Origin of the sequence: Maridesulfovibrio ferrireducens (assembly GCF_016342405.1) — a bacterium.
Taxonomy (GTDB): domain Bacteria; phylum Desulfobacterota; class Desulfovibrionia; order Desulfovibrionales; family Desulfovibrionaceae; genus Maridesulfovibrio; species Maridesulfovibrio ferrireducens_A.
Map to the genome: position 1 here is coordinate 305,914 of NZ_JAEINN010000002.1, position 17,583 is coordinate 323,496.

At 39.4% G+C, this 17,583-nt stretch carries 14 protein-coding genes; 11 read left to right on the forward strand and 3 right to left on the reverse strand.

Annotated features, from left to right (window positions below):
* Positions 1-71: 71 nt before the first annotated feature.
* Entirely contained in the window at positions 72-1,448 is a 1,377-nt protein-coding gene (locus tag JEY82_RS03260; protein ID WP_304082500.1) for an esterase-like activity of phytase family protein, read from the forward strand.
* 35 nt (positions 1,449-1,483) lie between these two features.
* Here JEY82_RS03260 and JEY82_RS03265 read toward each other — a convergent pair whose 3' ends face one another.
* Complete coding sequence (locus JEY82_RS03265) at positions 1,484-2,524, reverse strand: IS481 family transposase (protein ID WP_304082502.1); 1,041 nt, start codon at positions 2,522-2,524, stop codon at positions 1,484-1,486.
* A gap of 248 nt (positions 2,525-2,772) precedes the next feature.
* Entirely contained in the window at positions 2,773-3,822 is a 1,050-nt protein-coding gene (gene rsgA / locus JEY82_RS03270) for a ribosome small subunit-dependent GTPase A (protein WP_304082504.1), read from the reverse strand.
* 219 nt (positions 3,823-4,041) lie between these two features.
* Between rsgA and JEY82_RS03275 the strand changes: the two genes are divergently transcribed.
* The 4 genes from JEY82_RS03275 to JEY82_RS03290 are packed head-to-tail and all read left to right on the forward strand — an operon-like array spanning position 4,042 to position 6,917.
* Positions 4,042-5,007, forward strand: a complete 966-nt coding sequence (locus tag JEY82_RS03275) for a serine/threonine protein kinase (RefSeq protein WP_304082506.1) — start codon at positions 4,042-4,044, stop codon at positions 5,005-5,007.
* A gap of 40 nt (positions 5,008-5,047) precedes the next feature.
* Positions 5,048-5,536, forward strand: a complete 489-nt coding sequence (locus JEY82_RS03280) for a universal stress protein (protein ID WP_304082508.1) — start codon at positions 5,048-5,050, stop codon at positions 5,534-5,536.
* Between the two features lie 24 nt (positions 5,537-5,560).
* Entirely contained in the window at positions 5,561-6,547 is a 987-nt protein-coding gene (locus JEY82_RS03285; RefSeq protein WP_304082510.1) for an ABC transporter substrate-binding protein, read from the forward strand.
* 40 nt (positions 6,548-6,587) lie between these two features.
* Positions 6,588-6,917 carry a multidrug efflux SMR transporter gene (locus JEY82_RS03290; RefSeq protein WP_304082512.1) on the forward strand — a complete coding sequence of 110 codons (330 nt, stop codon included), beginning with the start codon at positions 6,588-6,590 and terminating at the stop codon, positions 6,915-6,917.
* Positions 6,918-6,924: 7 nt separating this feature from the next.
* Here the strand turns inward: JEY82_RS03290 and JEY82_RS03295 are convergent, their stop codons facing one another.
* The gene (locus tag JEY82_RS03295; RefSeq protein ID WP_304082514.1) at positions 6,925-8,412 is read right to left on the reverse strand and encodes an ATP-binding protein; all 1,488 of its coding nucleotides are present in this window, start codon (positions 8,410-8,412) and stop codon (positions 6,925-6,927) included.
* A 245-nt stretch (positions 8,413-8,657) separates the two neighbouring features.
* Between JEY82_RS03295 and JEY82_RS03300 the strand changes: the two genes are divergently transcribed.
* The 6 genes from JEY82_RS03300 to JEY82_RS03325 all read left to right on the forward strand — a co-directional run bounded on the left by JEY82_RS03300 (position 8,658) and on the right by JEY82_RS03325 (position 17,114).
* Positions 8,658-9,101: an arsenate reductase ArsC gene (locus JEY82_RS03300; RefSeq protein WP_304082516.1), complete on the forward strand. Its 444-nt coding sequence runs from the start codon at positions 8,658-8,660 to the stop codon at positions 9,099-9,101.
* 46 nt (positions 9,102-9,147) lie between these two features.
* The gene (gene arsB / locus JEY82_RS03305; protein ID WP_304082518.1) at positions 9,148-10,338 is read left to right on the forward strand and encodes an ACR3 family arsenite efflux transporter; all 1,191 of its coding nucleotides are present in this window, start codon (positions 9,148-9,150) and stop codon (positions 10,336-10,338) included.
* Between the two features lie 195 nt (positions 10,339-10,533).
* On the forward strand, positions 10,534-11,745 hold the full coding sequence (locus JEY82_RS03310) for an L-serine ammonia-lyase (RefSeq protein ID WP_304082520.1): 1,212 nt from the start codon (positions 10,534-10,536) through the stop codon (positions 11,743-11,745).
* A 77-nt stretch (positions 11,746-11,822) separates the two neighbouring features.
* Positions 11,823-12,857: a metallophosphoesterase gene (locus JEY82_RS03315; RefSeq protein WP_304082522.1), complete on the forward strand. Its 1,035-nt coding sequence runs from the start codon at positions 11,823-11,825 to the stop codon at positions 12,855-12,857.
* 202 nt (positions 12,858-13,059) lie between these two features.
* Entirely contained in the window at positions 13,060-14,178 is a 1,119-nt protein-coding gene (locus tag JEY82_RS03320; RefSeq protein WP_304082524.1) for an FIST signal transduction protein, read from the forward strand.
* Positions 14,175-17,114, forward strand: coding sequence for a PAS domain S-box protein (locus JEY82_RS03325; protein WP_304082526.1), 2,940 nt, complete (start codon positions 14,175-14,177; stop codon positions 17,112-17,114). The genes JEY82_RS03320 and JEY82_RS03325 overlap by 4 nt, the downstream gene beginning before the upstream one ends.
* The last annotated feature ends 469 nt before the right edge of the window (positions 17,115-17,583 follow it).

The following is a 17,583-nucleotide window of genomic DNA, read 5'->3' on the forward strand; positions in this document are numbered from 1 at the left end:
TTTGTAACTTGATTGAAACCTATGTTTGCCGGAAAAGGTGTAGCTGATCTTAAAAAAAGGAGGCTACACTAATGTTTAAGAAATTTATCGTTGCAGGAGCTTTGCTTGCCCTGAATGTCGGGTTTGCATGTGCCGCTGATTTTGAAATTGAGAAATATGAAATAGAAACTCCTCTAAAGTACAATGTTTCGTACAATGGGAAATATGCTGATCGTTTTTCTGAAGGTTTTCCTATCGGGATAGGCTCAGGTATGACTTATGTAGGGATGGCCAAAGATGGTACCAGAATTTTTTATGCAATTGGTGATCGTGGTCCCAATGCGGCCAGTCCTTATGTTTTAGTTGATGGCAAAAAGGTGCCGTCAAAGGTTTTTCCCGCCCCTGATTTTACTCCTTCATACGGAGCAATAGGTCTTAAAGACGGAAAAGTTACTCTTATGAGTCTCATTGAAATTAAAGACATGAACGGCCAAAGAATCTCAGGACGTCCTTTACCTGTAGGCCTTGTTGGTTCTACTGGTGAAATACCGTTGTCCGATACATATAAGATCCTCAGCTATGATAAAGAAGGGTTGGATACCGAAGGGATAGCTATTGACCGTAAAGATGGAAACCTCTGGATTTGTGATGAATATGGTCCGTTTATAGCTAAAATGGATGTGAACACAGGCCGTATAATTAAAAAGTATTCTCCGGGAGACGGACTGCCTGATATTCTCGCAAAACGTCAACCCAACCGAGGAATGGAAGGAATTGCAGTAACTCCTTCGAATAAAGTTCTAGGAGCTATTCAGTCTATTTGCGATGTCGATGGAAAAGTTGCATCAAGTAAAGCTCCTTTTACCCGTCTGGTATTACTTGATCCTGAGACTTGTGAAACAAAGATGTTCGCTTATCCCGTTGATGTTGACGCTTATAAAAAATGTAAGGATGTCAAGATTGGTGATCTTCACGCTGTAAGTGATACGGAATTTTTGATTATCGAACAAGGATCAGGAAAGGACGGCTTGCGTAATATAATTTATTTGATTGATATAAAGGATGCAACTGACCTTACAGATAAGAAAACAGAGAAAGGTGAGGAACTCGAAATGGTTTCAGGTGTTGATGAGTTGAAATCTCTCAGCATAAAAATGGCTGAAAAGAAGAAAATTATAAGTCTCCGTGATTATGGATGGAAACCTGAAAAGGCCGAAGGACTTGCTCTTCTCCCTGACATGAAAACCCTTGCAATCTGTTCTGATAACGATTTTGGATTTGGTTCTGTGACTGTTAAACCTGTAAAAGACAAAGACGGTAAGAATGTTAAAAAGCTAACAAAATACGTTATTGATGATGATAAGATGACTTATGATGGAGCGAGAGTTGAAACGTCATTTGAACTTAAATCAACAGGTGAAAAAGCCGGTTTTTGGATGATTAAATGTAGTGGTTCATACTTGATCTGACAGCCTGCCTTTTTGATGGAGCTGCAATTGTCAGTTTAGTCTAAACTTTGGACCTTTTCATCCCAAAGTGGTTTGGCCTCTATCATAGTTGCGAATGGTGTTCGACCGCAACACATTTTCCCTTGATGAGAACGTTGCGTGTTATATTCATCTATCCAAAGATCCAAATCTTCCTGTAATTGATCAATCGATGAATATATTTTGCGCCTGAACGTCACCTGATAGAATTCATTTAAAATAGTTTTGTGGAAACGTTCGCAGATCCCGTTTGTTTGTGGATGGCGTACTTTTGTTTTTGTGTGCTCAATGCCACAAACGCCAAGAAACAACTGGTAATCATGTGTTTCTAAATTACCGCAATATTCTGTGCCTCTATCAGTGAGAATACGCAAAATCCCCATATCCTGTTCAGCAAAGAAGGGAACAACCTTATCATTCAGCATGTCAGCGGCAGTGATTGGTGTTTTGGTCGTATAGAGTTTTGCTGCTGCCCACTTGGAGTAGGTGTCTACGAAGGTCTGCTGATAGATCCGGCCTACACCCTTTATCGTACCAACATAAAAGGTGTCTTGGCTGCCAAGATAGCCAGGATGGGCTGTTTCGATTTCCCCGTAAGCAATGTCGTCATCCTTTTTTCTTTCCAAAGCTTGAACCTGTGCTTCGGTAAGGACGATTCCTTGTTCTGCTGAAATCTTTTCCAAAGCCTTCAGACGGAGCTTAAAATTATGGAGACCATGTCGCATCCAAATAGATCTAATGCCGGACGGCGAAACAAAGACACCTAATTTTCTTAGCTCGTTACTGGCTCTTGTTTGTCCATGAGCAGGGAAGTCAGTTGCGTAAACAAAGACTGCATCTTCGATAGCCTGATCAACTCTATTTTTCAGGTTTGGCTTGCGGCGGGATTTATCAAAAAGAGCTTCGACTCCACCTTCATCCTTGGCTGATTGATACCGATAAAAAGTATCACGAGAAAAGCCCATCAACTTGCAAGCTCTTGAAACATTTCCAAGCTCTTCAGCCAGATTCAGCAGACCAATCTTGTGTTTTATAATGTTTTGATTGAAACTGGACATGTGGTTCTCCTTGGGCATGGTGCCCTGTTTTGATGGTTCGTTAGTATTTCCATCAAAAAGGAGAACCTCTTTTGTTTCAAGAGGAAATGTCAGATCAAGTCGGAACTAATACAGATTAAACTACCGAAAGCTATTACCAATTATTAAAGTATTCTGATTGCTGTGAGTCGTCCTAAAATAGGTTGAGGTTATAGGTTGTTACTATTCGGCTGTGAGGTTAACCTCACAGCCTTTTTTGTGACAAAATATTAGCCAATCCATTTAGATTTAGCCTGTTTCTTCTTTTTACCTGAGCTTGATTTTCTTTTAATTTTTTCAGAAATGTTTTCTTTGTTTTGCAGTGTTTCGCTTAATAATTTAAGATAATTTTTAAGTCTTCGGATATCAATTCTGTCTTCATCAAGAGCTTTTCTTATTGCACATCCCGGTTCTTTTGTGTGGCTGCAATCTGCAAATCTACATTCTTCAATCAGTTCAACAATTTCTGAGAATGCATTATACACTCCGGCTTCGCAGTCGTGAAGTTGTAATTCTCTTATACCGGGTACATCAATCAACAAAGCACCGGATGGCATGACATGGAGAGAGCGTGTGGTGGTAGTGTGACGTCCTTTGTCATCTGCTAGACGGATTGAGCCTGTTTTGTTTTTTTCGGTTCCGTTGATAGTGTTCAGCAGGGTTGTTTTTCCTACTCCTGAGGAACCTAACAAAATTAGAGATTCACCTTTGCTGAACCATTTTTGTAAGCAGTCAACACTGTCTTTATCTTTAGCATCAACAACCATAATCGGCATAGTTTTGTGCAGCTGTCTTGCTTTGGTTTTAAATTCCTCAGCGTTATCAGCTAAGTCTGCTTTGGTCAGAACCATTACAAATTCAATTCCGGCATCAAGTGCAAGGCATATATATCGTTCAAGGCGGTTAAGGTTAAATTCCGTATTGCAGGAAGAGACAATTAGTAGGGTGTCGATATTCGCTGCAATTGGTTGAAGTTTAACTTCCTGCCCCGGGCTCATTCTTTGAAGAAGGCTGGAGCGTGTCAGTAAACGTAAAGGAACTAATGATTCGCCATCCAATAAAAGCCAGTCTCCGACAGTGGGCTGTTCGTTTAAACTGCCAACACCGGTTTCAGCTATTTGTAAAAGATGTTCATTTTTTCCAGTAGAAACAACTAGATGGCCCTTGTGAGTTTTTATAACTCTGGCAGGCAGGGAATTAGTCTGTTCATCGGCAGAGAGTTGGTCTCGGAAAGAGTCTTTCCAACCAAGTTCAGCTAAAGAATATTCATTTTGATTCAAAGAAACCTCTTACAAAAGACAAAAATGGGGATAATGATTTAGTTTTCAAAATAAAAACTTACGTAACAAATAAACAACAAGCAAGAATCATTTTCAAGGAGTTTTTTAAAGATCGTAGAATATCTTTCTTTCGGTTTTATTTTTTACTGTGTTGTGATATATTTTAAATAGTTGTTATGCGTAGTTTTTGCTGAATAATACACGACATCGGGAGTTGCTATGAGTAGCGAAGTTCGCGACCTGTTGCACAAGTATTTGCCGGATTACAAAAGTACACGTTTCGGCAAAATTTATACTGATACAACTGAATTTATGAATATTGATCATAGTGATGTTATCAAACTTGGTGATCAGCACTTTCTGGTGCTTAAGAATGAAGAAGAACGAAGATTCGGACTGGTAGACCCTAAGTATTGGGTGAAGCGTGGAAAGCATTTAGAATCAGGGCAGCCTCAAATTTTGAAATTAGCGTTTTATGAAAAATTCCCTATGAATATCGGTCCATTTAAAATTGAATGTTATAGAAGTCCACGCAAGGAAGCCAGAATTCTTGAGCTTGTTAAGGGTGATATGCGTTTTATGCAGGGATGTTCGAATGAAGATGAAGTTGGTAATAATGTCAGGGTTTTAGATATAATTCGTGGTAAACGTCTTGATATTGTTGTTCATAATATTCCTGTCGATCATAAGACTTATTTTTATGAATATTTTCCCGATATTTTGGAGAAGTATATCGGATCATGTGAAGCTATTAAGTTTTTGCATGACCATGATGAAAAGCACGGGGATGTGCGGCGTGATCATCTGTGGGTTGAAAGTGGAACAGGGGATTACAGGTGGATTGATTTTGATTACGCTTTTGAATTGTATGAAAATCCTTTCGGCCTTGATGTTTTCGGACTTGGAAGCATCCTTATATATCTTGTAGGTAAAGCTAATTTTACGATGCAAACTCTGCTTGATTTAAAAATTGAACACTCAATTCTCGAAACGCTTAACAGTGGAGACTATTCTGTCGTTATAGGAAACAGAGTTGTTAATGTTCGTAAAATATATAGTTATATTCCGGAATCTTTGAATAATATTTTGATGCATTTTTCATCTTCGAGTACAGTGTTTTATGAGTCGGTAGATGAACTGTTGTTTGATATGCGAAGGTGTTTGAAAGAAATTCGTGGCTTATAGCTTTCGGTTGCCTGTTCAAATTTCGTAGGAGGGTTAAACTGTGAAACTTAATAAGATACTTGTTGCTTTTGATGGTTCCGAAAACTCTTTTAAGGCAGTAGAGTACGTAGTTGATATTGTAAAAAATTGTCCTGTCAGCGTAGTTACAATACTTTATGTTGAACGATTACCTGATAAAGATATTTTCCCGGATGAAAAATCATGGGTTAAACAATGCGAAGAAAATGAAAAAGAGATTAATCAGAAGCTTGCAGAAGCCAAAAAGATTATTCTAAATGCTGGAATTTCGTCTGAAATAGCTTTCGTTGAATACTTTGCAAGTTGTCAATCTCCTTTTCATGAAACAGATATTTGTACTACAGGACGAAGTATAGGGATGGATATTTTAAGAATCAGAGAAGAAGGTCAATATGACACCCTTGTGGTCGGAAGGAGAGGAGTCAGCAAGGCTCAGGAATTTTTATTCGGTTCTGTTTCAACAAAAGTTGTTCAGTCTGCAATTGATTGTACAGTATGGGTCATAAACTGATTATTTTATGGCAGGTGGTGATTTATGTTTAATAAGGGCTTAATTCTTTTAGCGGCATTTATATTTTTAATATGCTCAACCAGCGCTCAGGCTAAACCTAAAGTTTTAGTTATTGAAAGTTATCATGCTGAGTATCAGTGGGATATCAATTATGAAAAGGGACTTGAGTCAATTTTGAAAGATGTTGCTGATATTTATTATTTCAGAATGGATACTAAAAGAATAAAGACTGAGCTGCATGAAGAGAGAGCCGCTCTTGCTTGGCAGGCTTATACAACGTTGATGCCGGATGTTGTTGTTTTAGCTGATGATAACGCTATTAAGTTTTTAGGAAGCAAGTTTATTGAAACAGAAACTCCGGTTGTTTATCTTGGGATTAATAATAATCCACGGAATTACATTCCGCTTAATAAGAATATTACCGGAGTGCTTGAAAGGCCGTTGTATAAGCGCTCAGTTAAATATTTAAAGAAAATATTGCATATCGAACAGGGTAAAATTTTAGTGTTATTGGATACAGGAACAACCTCTAAAGTATTGTGTGATTCTGTATTTGAAGGATGTAAAAGTTTACGTATTGGTGATGTTCAGGTAGATATCGAGCTCGTTGGTTCCTTTAATGATTGGAAAGATATTGTAAATCGATCTGATGAAAAAGGTTATTCCGCTATCATACTCGGCCTGTTTCATACCCTTCATGAACGAGGAAAAAGTGTGAGTAGTCCTGATATTATGGCATGGACTTATGAAAACACTCCAGTTCCTCTTTTTTGTTTTTGGGAAATGGATGTTGGTAAGAATAAAACTATCGGCGGATTAGTTTTAAGTGGAGAGGTTCAAGGTTCAACAGCAGGTGAAATTGTTTTAGATATTTTGAATGGAGTACCCGTTAATAAAATTAAGCCGATTATTCCGACTCAGGGGCTTTTTCTTTTTAGTTCCTCTGAACTTAAAAAATGGAGAATTGTGCTTCCTCGCCAAATCAGGGATAAAGCTACTTTTGTGGAATAAGTATAAATATTTTAGATGATTATATATAACTGGAGAAAGGATGCTTTATAGCTGGATTATTCTTTTTATTTCAATTTTTGCTGAAGTAAGTGGAACTTTGTGTCTGAAATATTCTCATGGTTTCAGCAGGATAATTCCGACCATTTTTGTTTTTATTTTTTATGGTCTTTCTTTTTGGGGGCTTTCAGTTGTATTGAAAAAAATTGAAGTAGGTATTGCATATGCGGTTTGGGCCGGTATCGGAACGGCAGCCGTTGCTCTTATCGGGATTTGCTTTTTAGGCGAACGAGTGTCTGCGATGAAAATAGCATCACTTTTGCTTATTATTGTCGGGGTTGTCGGTTTAAATTTTTCAACTTCAAGTCATTAGATTTAATTTAAAGCTCAAATTGTTTCTGAACATAATCTTTAAGTTCTCTGGCAAAATCTGAGTGGATATGCACTTTCTCGAAATCCGGTTCAGCATTATTCAAATATTGCAGTACGATATTTTCATTTCCATCATCGCTCAATCCTATTCCTGCGAAAAAGAAATCCATATTTTCAAATTTTTCGCTAATTGCAGGCGTTGCAGGATTATTTAGTGGCAGCATAATCTGGATTGAAGGAATTCCGTGAGCGCAGGCGTTATGGAATTGATGTTTAATGTGTGGAAAGAAATCAATTCCGTATTCGAGGACAATTATGGAAGTCCATCCTTCTTTCAAATCTGCTTTGGTATAAATTTGTGAGTGCTGTGTGGTTATTTGTGCAGATTTTGGCGTTTCCGCCTGAGTAATATTAGAGCCGAGATGTTCGTAAATTCGCCGGACCATCATTTCATGTCTAGCTGGAATGTATAATTTTTCTGATTTATCTGTTTTAAGTTCTTTTAAAAAAACTAAATTTCCGATTCTGGCAGGTATGTTGTCATTTGAGTTGTTCCAACAGTGGGATGCCGGGCTTGCTGCAAGAAAAAGAGAGCACTCCTTAAATCCTTCTGCAAGGAGGATACGCTGCGAATGAACATGGTTTGTTACAGCCATGGAGTAGATAGCGTAAATTCCACGTTTGCTCGCCTCATTAATCACAACTCCGGCAAGTTCAGTCACCCCGCGACTTCTGAAACGTCCGTCCATCACCCCGTATGTAAATTCTTCAACTTTAGTCCCGGGTGTATCGGCAACAAGTGCGCAATGACCTATCAATTCACCGCACTCGGCTTCTGCCACTCCCGAAACCATTTCGCCGGATTCAAGCATTTCTTTTACTCGGTCAGGGTAATAAATATGTTCACAGAACATAACTTCTCCATGCGCCCTGAGAACCAGACGTGATATTGCTTCAGCGTCGTTCGGGGTTGCAAGTCGAAGAATGTGCGTGGTATTTATTCTTTTTAATTTAGGACGGCCTTTTTCGGATTTGGCTTCCTCATTGTTTTGGGCACAGTTCTCCATTTTTATACCGGGTAGATATTTGGTCATCAAAAGTTCCCGTTCATCTCCATTTTTGATGGATATTGAAACTCGGTCCATCAGTTTTTTCATAAGAAAGAAACTGAGTCCTGATGTGTCGTCAAATTCATCCATTCTTTCGGGTTTATATTGTGGGAGACGTTCCTGTTCTAATGGGATACCCAATGATTGAAGTTTCGTTCCTAATCCTTGTGCTGTTCTAAAAATATTTATCTCAAGTTTATCTCGAGATGCTCCGTAGCTGAATTCAATTGCATTGTTCACGGCTTCTTCTAATGCAAGGCTTATTCGTTCCGCATCTATCTGCGTAAAGCCTCTTTTAACTGCGCATTCATAAGCCGCGAAACTGGCTATCGGTATATAAGCAGGATCTGCCGGTATGCGTATTGAAACAGAAATATTTTTTTTCATAACTACGGATTCTCCTGCTCATATTTTAGATCGCAAGTGGCTTTTATAGTCAAGTTTAAAACATGGTGTAATCAATACGCTAAAATTTTTAATAAGTAAGTTTGATTTTGATGTTTGCCATTCAATGCACTTGTTAGTTAATTAGATAACTATGCAAGTGGGGTGTATACGCAGATTTTTAAGAAAAAATGGCCGATGGATAAAATATCGTTTAAATGTTGTTTTAGATAAGGAGATATTTATAGATGGATAATAAACTGAATATACTTTTTCTTTGCACCGGGAATTCATGCAGAAGCCAGATGGCTGAAGGGTGGGCGCGTCATCTTAAAAGTGACTTGATTAACGCTTATTCCGCTGGAATAGAGATTCATGGTTTGAATCTGAATGCTGTGAAAGTAATGGCGGAAGCTGGAGTTGATATTTCGGGACATAAATCCCGCCATATCGATGAGTTCAAGGACGTTGCAATTGATTTTGTTGTTACCGTTTGCGGGCATGCGCATGAAACCTGTCCATATTTTCCAGGTAATTGTAAAGTTACGCATGTCGGTTTTGATGATCCTCCGAAGATGGCGAAGGAATTAGCGGATAAAGGCGCATCAGAAGAAGAACAATTCTATTGTTACAGAAAAGTGCGTGATGAAATTAAAGCTTATGTTGAAACGCTTCCTGAGAGTTTGAAGTGAAATTTATCATTATAACCATGAGCGGATTTGGGAGGTGTTTTTAGAAATGACTAAGAAAACCTGTTCAGCAAATGATCGGAAAATGACCAGCATATTTGAGCGCTACCTGACGGTCTGGGTTGGCTTATGCATTCTCGGCGGTGTTTTCCTAGGCAAAGTCGCACCGGGATTAGCCCAGACACTTGATGGCATGTCGATCAATGTTAACGGTGCTCCGGTTGTTTCCATTCCGATTGCGATCTGCCTCTTTTTTATGATGTATCCAATTATGGTAAAAATTGATTTTGCCAGTGTTATCAAAGCTGGGAAGAGCGGTAAGCCTGTATTTCTGACTCTGTTTGTTAATTGGTGTATTAAGCCGTTTACCATGTACGCCATTGCGATATTTTTTCTCGGGTACTGTTTTAAAAGTTTCATCGGGGTTGATGCGGTCGATCTTGTAAAAATGCCGTTTGGACTCGATTTGGCCGTCGGTTCAATACACGGCGCAGGGACGGTTGTTTTGCAGGACGGAATCAAGATGCTGCAAATTCCGCTTTGGCGCAGTTATTTTGCCGGGTGTATTCTTCTGGGAATAGCGCCTTGTACGGCAATGGTGCTGGTTTGGGGCTATCTTGCGCGAGGCAATGACGGGCTGACGCTGGTCATGGTTGCCATCAATTCATTGGCGATGTTGATTCTTTATGGTTTCCTTGGTGGATTTTTACTTGGAGTAGGTCAACTTCCTGTTCCGTGGCAGGCACTGCTTTTATCTGTCACTATTTATGTGGCTCTACCTTTGTTTGCAGGATACTTGTCTCGGAAGTGGATTATCAAGTCGAAGGGTGAGACTTGGTTCAAAGAAAAGTTTTTGCACGTATTAACGCCTATAACTATCAGTGCATTGCTTTTGACTTTGATCCTGCTGTTCAGCTTCAAAGGCGAAGTAATTCTCGCTAATCCATTAACTATTCTCTGGATTTCAATACCGTTGTTTCTCCAGACTGTTTTTATTTTTGCATTAGGATATGGCGCTGCCAAATTTATGAAGTTGAATTACGAGGATGCCGCTCCTGCTGCGATGATCGGAGCTTCGAATCATTTCGAAGTCGCAATTGCTACAGCCGTTATGATTTTCGGACTTTCATCCGGTGCCGCTCTCGCCACTGTTGTAGGAGTTTTGATCGAGGTTCCTGTAATGCTTATGCTTGTTGGTGTTTGTAAGCGAACAGCCGGTTGGTTTCCACAGGAAAAATAAATGTTTAGTTGTCCTTTTTTCTAATTACTTAAATTAGCTTTGACCTAATTCCTTTTACCGTTATTATACGAACGGATTCGGAGTTAATATGTATAAATTAACCTAATTTATTGCGTATTTATGAATGTATTAATTCTGCTATAGTATACGAAATAATGAAGTTTGCGACTTGCTTAATATTATAAGGAATAGAAAATGGAATCATTAAAAGAACTGTATCGCATCGGGGTCGGACCTTCTTCCAGTCATACTATGGGGCCGCGAATGGCTGCGGAACGTTTTCTTGAAAAACATCCGACAATTCCTTTTTTTCGCGTAACTCTTTTTGAGAGTCTTGCGGCAACAGGAAAAGGACATCTTACCGATTGGGCAGTGATTTCTGTGCTTGGTGAAGAAAAGACAGAAATAGTCTGGAAGGCGGAAGAAAAGATGGTTGAGCATCCTAACGGTATGCTCTTTGAAGCTTTAAATGAAAGCAAAAAAGTCGTTGATTCGTGGAAAGTATATAGTGTCGGTGGTGGAGCCATTCGGGAAGAAGGTAAAGGTTCATCCAGCATTGAACCTGTTTATAAAGAGCAGCATATTGCAGCAATCATGGCTCACTGCGAAGATAAAGGGATAACATACTGGGAATATGTCGAGCAGTGCGAAGGACCTGAAATTTGGTATTTTTTGCGTAACATATGGACTGCAATGGAAAAATCTTTAGAGCGCGGCCTAGACGCAGAAGGCGTACTACCAGGTTCCATCGGACTTAGGAGGCAGGCGAAATCATATTTACGCCGGACACATCTGGCTAGTCATGATATGCAGTTGACCGGACTTACTACAGCCTATGCGCTTGCAGTTTCTGAAGAAAATGCTGCTGGCGGTGTAATTGTAACGGCTCCGACCTGTGGCTCCTGTGGTATTGTTCCCGCAACCCTCAGATATCTCAAAGACCTTTACGATTTAAAAGAAAATGATCTTATCCGCGCTCTGGCAACTGCTGGATTATTCGGGAATGTAATTAAAACTAATGCTTCAATTTCTGGAGCGGAAGTAGGGTGTCAGGGAGAGGTCGGTTCAGCTTGTGCCATGGCTTCCGCTGCGGCAACTCAGTTGATGGGAGGAACCCTTCGTCAAATAGAATATGCGGCGGAAATGGGACTTGAACATCACTTGGGACTTACCTGTGATCCTGTTGACGGATTGGTGCAGATTCCCTGTATCGAACGTAATGCCTGCGCTGCAACTCGTGCATTGGCCCGTGCACAGATGTCTATTCTTTCAGACGGCACTCACAGAATTTCATTTGATGAGGTTGTCACAGTAATGAAAGAGACCGGACACGATTTACCTAGTCTCTACCGTGAAACTTCAAACGGCGGACTTGCTAAAGCTTATAATGCTCGTTGTAAGTGCTAAAGTTTATGTCTTTTTACGTTAAAGCTACACTGATCTATTTCTTCTGCTATTTTTATATACGGCTGTGGATTTGCCGTATGTTGAGCGAGAAGCCTAAAACGAAGCGCGGAATTCTCATCCTTACCGATGTTATGACTGTTTCGTTACCTCTGACTATTTTTTTTAAAGCTGATATCCCATATGCCACCAAGCTTTTCCTACAAGGAACCGGATATACATGGGCCGCCATTATTGCCTGTATGGTTCCGCTGGGACTTTGTATCGAGCCTATCCGGTTCGGTATGAAGCTTATGGCTCCGGATTTTATAATACCTAAAGTTAAAATTTTCGCAGGATTATGTCTCCTTTCGGCTCTTATGGCTATAGGAGGTTATATTAATGCAACATCTCCTGTTATTCGTGAGCTTGAATTTGATCTAAGAAGTAGTAACGCGACTGCCGGGACAGAATATGACATTGCCGCAATAACAGATCTTCATGCCGGAAAACTTATGAGCCGCGTGCGGGTTGGTAAGATTGTTACATCCATTAACCAGATGACGCCCGATATAATCCTTTTAGTTGGTGATATTCTTGATGATCGAGACGCAGAACTTAGCGGTGCCGTTGATGAACTTGCGCGTTTGAAAGCGCCTTTGGGAAAATATGCGGTTCTTGGGAATCATGAATATTATCTAGGTGACAAGTGGGCTAAAAAAATACTTGAAGAGCAGGGGATCACGGTTCTGTCTGACGAGGCGGAATCTGTTGATGGCAAGTTCTTACTTGTCGGGCGCAATGATTTTTCGGCAACCATGCGTAATAGTACTAGAAAATTATTAATTGAAATTGTCCCGGACAATAATGATCTGCCCATAGTTGTACTCGATCATACTCCTCGTAAACTTGAAGAAGCTGATAAGGACGGGGTTGCTTTGCAAATCTCCGGACATACTCATAATGGTCAGCTTTTTCCGTTTAATTTTATAATTGATGAAATTTATGAAAAGGGATGGGGACCATTTCAAAAGGGTAAGACTTGGTATTACATCAGTTGTGGTGTCGGTTTTTGGGGTCCTCCGATGCGCACTAACAGCCGTCCTGAAATTTTGTTGATTCACATTAAGATTTAGTTATATTTTTTTCTAAAAATCGGGGTGGTAAATTTATGTTGATAAAGGCGCGAAAATTATTTTTGCGTCTTTAATTTTATTCTGCATATATGCAGAGTTCTTTTTATAAGTTATTATTAGATTCGTAAATGTGAATAAAACAAGCTTGATTTGCAAGGAAGTCATGCTATAGTGCTAGAGATGCTAATAATGTGGAGTATACATGCAATTAAAAGTGGATACATCAGGTACAGTTCAAAATTTTCAGGACATACTTTTAAGTATGAAGCAAGATCCTACTATTACGGGTGTTATTGTTTTTGCCTGCCATGCGAATGGCTTCACTTCAGATCAGCTTGACCCTATTTTAACTGAATATTCCTTACCTGTGATCGGAGGTGTTTTCCCTTCTATTTTTCATAATATTGAAAAAATGGATAAAGGAACAGTCGTTGTGGGGCTGACATGCCCGTTTAGTACACATATTGTGAAAGGATTAAGTAATTTCAAAGCCAATTATAACGAAATTTTAGAAAAAGCCTTTGCCCAGAATAAGATACCACCAACTTTACTGATTTTTGCGGATGCGATGGCTAAGAGAGTTTCCTCGTTTGTTCAATCTTTGTTTGAAGTTTTAGGACTGGAAATAACTTATATAGGCGGCGGAGCCGGGTCTTTGGATTTTAATCAGGCTCCATGTCTTATGTGTAATGAAGGGTTGTTAGTTGACGCGGCAATTCTCGCAGGAATTGATATTTCCAGTTCTATCGGCGTAAAACATGGTTATCGTCCTGTTTGCGGCCCTTTTAAAGTCACTGAGTCAGATCATAATGTTCTTAAATCGTTGGATTGGCAGCCAGCTTTTGAAATATACAGGCAGGCGGTTAATGAGCATTCACAATATCATATGAGTATTGCAACTTTTAGCGGATTATCTAGAAATTATCCTTTCGGGCTTGCCAGACTTTTTGCAGAACCTGTTGTTCGTGATCCGGCAGTGCTGGATGAAGAGGGCAATATCGTTTGTGTTGGAGAAGTTCCAGAAGGCTCTTTTGTTAAAATTTTGCATGGAAAACCAGAGAATTTAATTGAAGCCGCGAGTCAGGCCAAGCAGGTTGCTATTGAAAATCTGGAAGGAACAGCATCTCTGAGTTTCTGTATAGATTGTGTTTCGAGATTTCTTTTTTTGCAGGACGACTATGAGCGTGAACTTTCTGTAGTTCAAAGTGAAGGCGTTCCGCTTGTAGGGGCTTTAACTTTGGGCGAGATCGCTAATATTGGCGAGGAATATTTGGATTTTCATAGCAAGACTGTTGTGATTGCGATGTTGGAGAACGTATGAGCATACGTATTCAGGAGCAGATCCTTTTGGATTTGGCAATGACCTTCGGCAACAGTTTGGATTTGAAAGATGTTCTTTCAGAAGGAATGTCTGTTTATCTGCGTCGCCTCGGATGTATGTCCGGGGTTGTTTTTATGGAGAAGGCAGATAGTCAGGAATCAATCCGGCATGAAATTGTTTCAGTTATTCCTCATTTAGGGCAGACCTATAAAGCGATAAATTTTTTTGCTGATATAATAATGGGGTGTTCGAATCGTAAAGAGTTAAACGAGGTTCGCTTACAACTTCCTTTGTATAAAGTTGTTGATAATCGCCATGCGTACCTTTTTAATTTACCCGGATTCGGTTTTATAGCCCTGCTTAAAAGTGGTGAACCTTTTGAAGATTCGTTGATAAAGTCTTTGTTACCTTTAAATACGAAGATAGCGAATGTCTGTCTTTCATGTATCAGTTACCAACGTTATGCCGAACTTAATGCTGAGCTGCATCGAGAAGTCGCCGAACGCAAGCTGGCTGTGCAGGAGCTTGGGGCAAATGAGCGTCGTCTCCGGGTTATTTTTGAGCATTCTCCTCTTGGTATGATTCATTTTGATGCAGAGGGAGCAATTGTTGATTGCAATAGTCAGTTTGTCCATCTCATGGGATCAACCAGAGAAAAATTATTAGGATTTAATACTGCGCGTGACAGTTCTCCAGAGATGGGAATTGCTCTGACTAAAGCTTTGTCAGGTGAGCCTTCATGTTATGAAGATTATTATACTTCTGTTACAGGTGGCAAGCGAGGCTATCTGAGAGCTGTCTTCAATCCCGTTACTCCCGAAAATGAGTCGTCAGAAGTAATCGCAATCGTGGAAGATTTTTCAAAGCGCAAGCAGATTGAAGAATCATTGTCACAAAGTGAAGCCCGGCTGAGCATGATACTTTCTTCTATTCAGGCCGGAGTGATACTTATTGATCCGCAAACCCGCATTATAAAAGATTCTAATGTGGAGGCTTGTAGATTAATCGGGCTGGATCGTGAACAGATTATAGGTCGAGTCTGTCATGATTTTATTTGTGCTGCGGAAAAAGGAAAGTGCCCTGTGCTTGATTTGGGCCAAGAGGTGGATAAGTCAGAGCGCATTCTTGTTACAGCAACAGGCAAAAATCTAACTATTCAAAAAACAGTCAGTACTGTCGTTATTGACGGTAAAGAGCAACTTCTTGAATGTTTTGTGGATATTACTTCTCGCAAAAAAGCCGAGGAAGAACTTCTGCAAGCGAAAGAAGATATTGAACAATACGTTATAAGTCTGGAAAACACGAATAAACAGCTTATCGAAACAACGGCTTCACGTGACGAGTTAGAACAAGAAGTTGCGGATCGTAAACTTGCTGAAAGGCGACTCAGAGAAAGTACTCAACTTTATGAGGAGTTGGTAGAAAATGCTGCCAGCATTATCTTACGTCTGGATCAAACTGGTCGCGTAACCTTTTTCAATGAATTCGCAGAAAAACTGTTTGGCTATTCGCGCGATGAAATTATAGGTGAAAGCATTATTGGAACTATAGTTCCTGAGATGGAGAGTTCCGGGCGTAATCTGCGAAAGATGATTAATAGTATTTTTGATAGGCCCGAAGATTTTACGAACAATGAAAACGAAAATATGCTTAAGAATGGCAGTCGTATTTGGGTGAATTGGTCCAATAAAGCTTTATACGGTCCCGATAACGAGTTGATTGAGATATTGTGTGTCGGCTCTGATATAACTGAGCGTAAGATAGCTGAGAAAACTTTAAAGCTGGCTAAACAACAGGCAGAGGCTGCAAATAAAGCTAAGTCTGAATTTTTAGCTAATATGAGTCATGAAATACGCACTCCGATGAATTCCATCCTCGGGGTAGCGGATTTGCTTACTGAAACAGAATTGACCGAAGAGCAAAGCCGCTACATAGCCCTTTTTGAATCTGCTGGAAAAAGTTTGTTGTCCCTGATTAATGAGATTCTTGATTTGTCAAAAGTAGAAACAGGACGGATGGAACTGGAGTCTTTATTCTTTGATTTGACGGATGCAGTAAAGGAAGTTGACTCAATCATTGCAATTGCTGCCAAAAGTAAAGGACTTGAATTTTCCTGTACAATGGAACCGGATTCTCCCAAATTTATTTTAGGTGATCAAATCCGCTTGAAGCAGATTTTACTGAACATAATGGGTAATGCAGTAAAATTTACTGAGCATGGTTCTGTCTCTATTAATGTATCGTCCATTCCAGCAAGAGAGAATAGCAGACTTTTTAGATTTAGTATTTCGGACACAGGAATAGGGGTGCCACAAGAAAAATTACATACTATTTTTGATAGCTTTGCTCAGGCCGATTCTTCTACTACACGTAAATATGGCGGAACAGGATTAGGTCTTGCCATTGCCAAGCGGCTGGCCGAGTTGATGGATGGTGAAATTTTAGTAGAATCAGAAGTCGGCAAAGGTACAACGTTTCATTTTGTTGCCCCGTTTGAGACCTGCTACGACATAGACCAAGAAGTTTGTTTTAAAGATGAAAAGTTTCATTTTGCTAGTTCTGGTGTCGGTAAAAAACGAGTCCTTGTCGTGGAAGACTCAGAAAGTAATCGTATGCTTATTGATTTCTACCTTGAACAGTCTGAGCATGAAGTTGTTCTGGTAGAAAACGGGCTGGAAGGATTAAATGCCTATAAAAAAGATGATTTTGATATAGTGTTTATGGATATTCAAATGCCGGTTATGGATGGCATTGCTGCAACTAAGGCGATTAGAGATTACGAAAAAGAGCATTTATTCGATCCAAAGCCAATTATAGCTCTTACAGCTAATGCTTTTAAAGAAGACAGACAACGTTGCTTTAATGCCGGATGCAGTAGTTTTTTAGCAAAACCTATTAAGAAAAATGATCTTTTGATGATAATTGATAGCTTTTAAATCATATTGAATTTGTAATAATACACAATGCTCGCTATATTTATTTGTCTTAAAAAAAATATCTATGTCTGATTTATCGGAATAGGTTCAGTCTCCTGTTATTATTCGCCTTTTGTCTCCATCATGATTTGCACAGTCTTGTTTTTAGGATTTTGTGCTTAATATCATAAAAGAAGTCTCACTGCTTAATCCAGTCTCTTTTCTTTTCTGAGTCTTTAGTCATGTCTAAAATATAATTTTTATCTTGTTTTATCAGTACTATATATAATTATAGTGAAGTCCAGCTCTCCTTTTATTGAATACGGCATACTCTTTGCTTTTAGAATTGACTGGATGAGTAGTCAATCTCAAAAAGAGTTGATCTTGATTAAAAGACGGACATAGTTAAAGTGTTAGTTCTTTAATAGCCTCATTTGTTCAGGCTAAGTGATGTTTTTTTAATTATTTTGATTGAGTTTTTAGTGAAAAA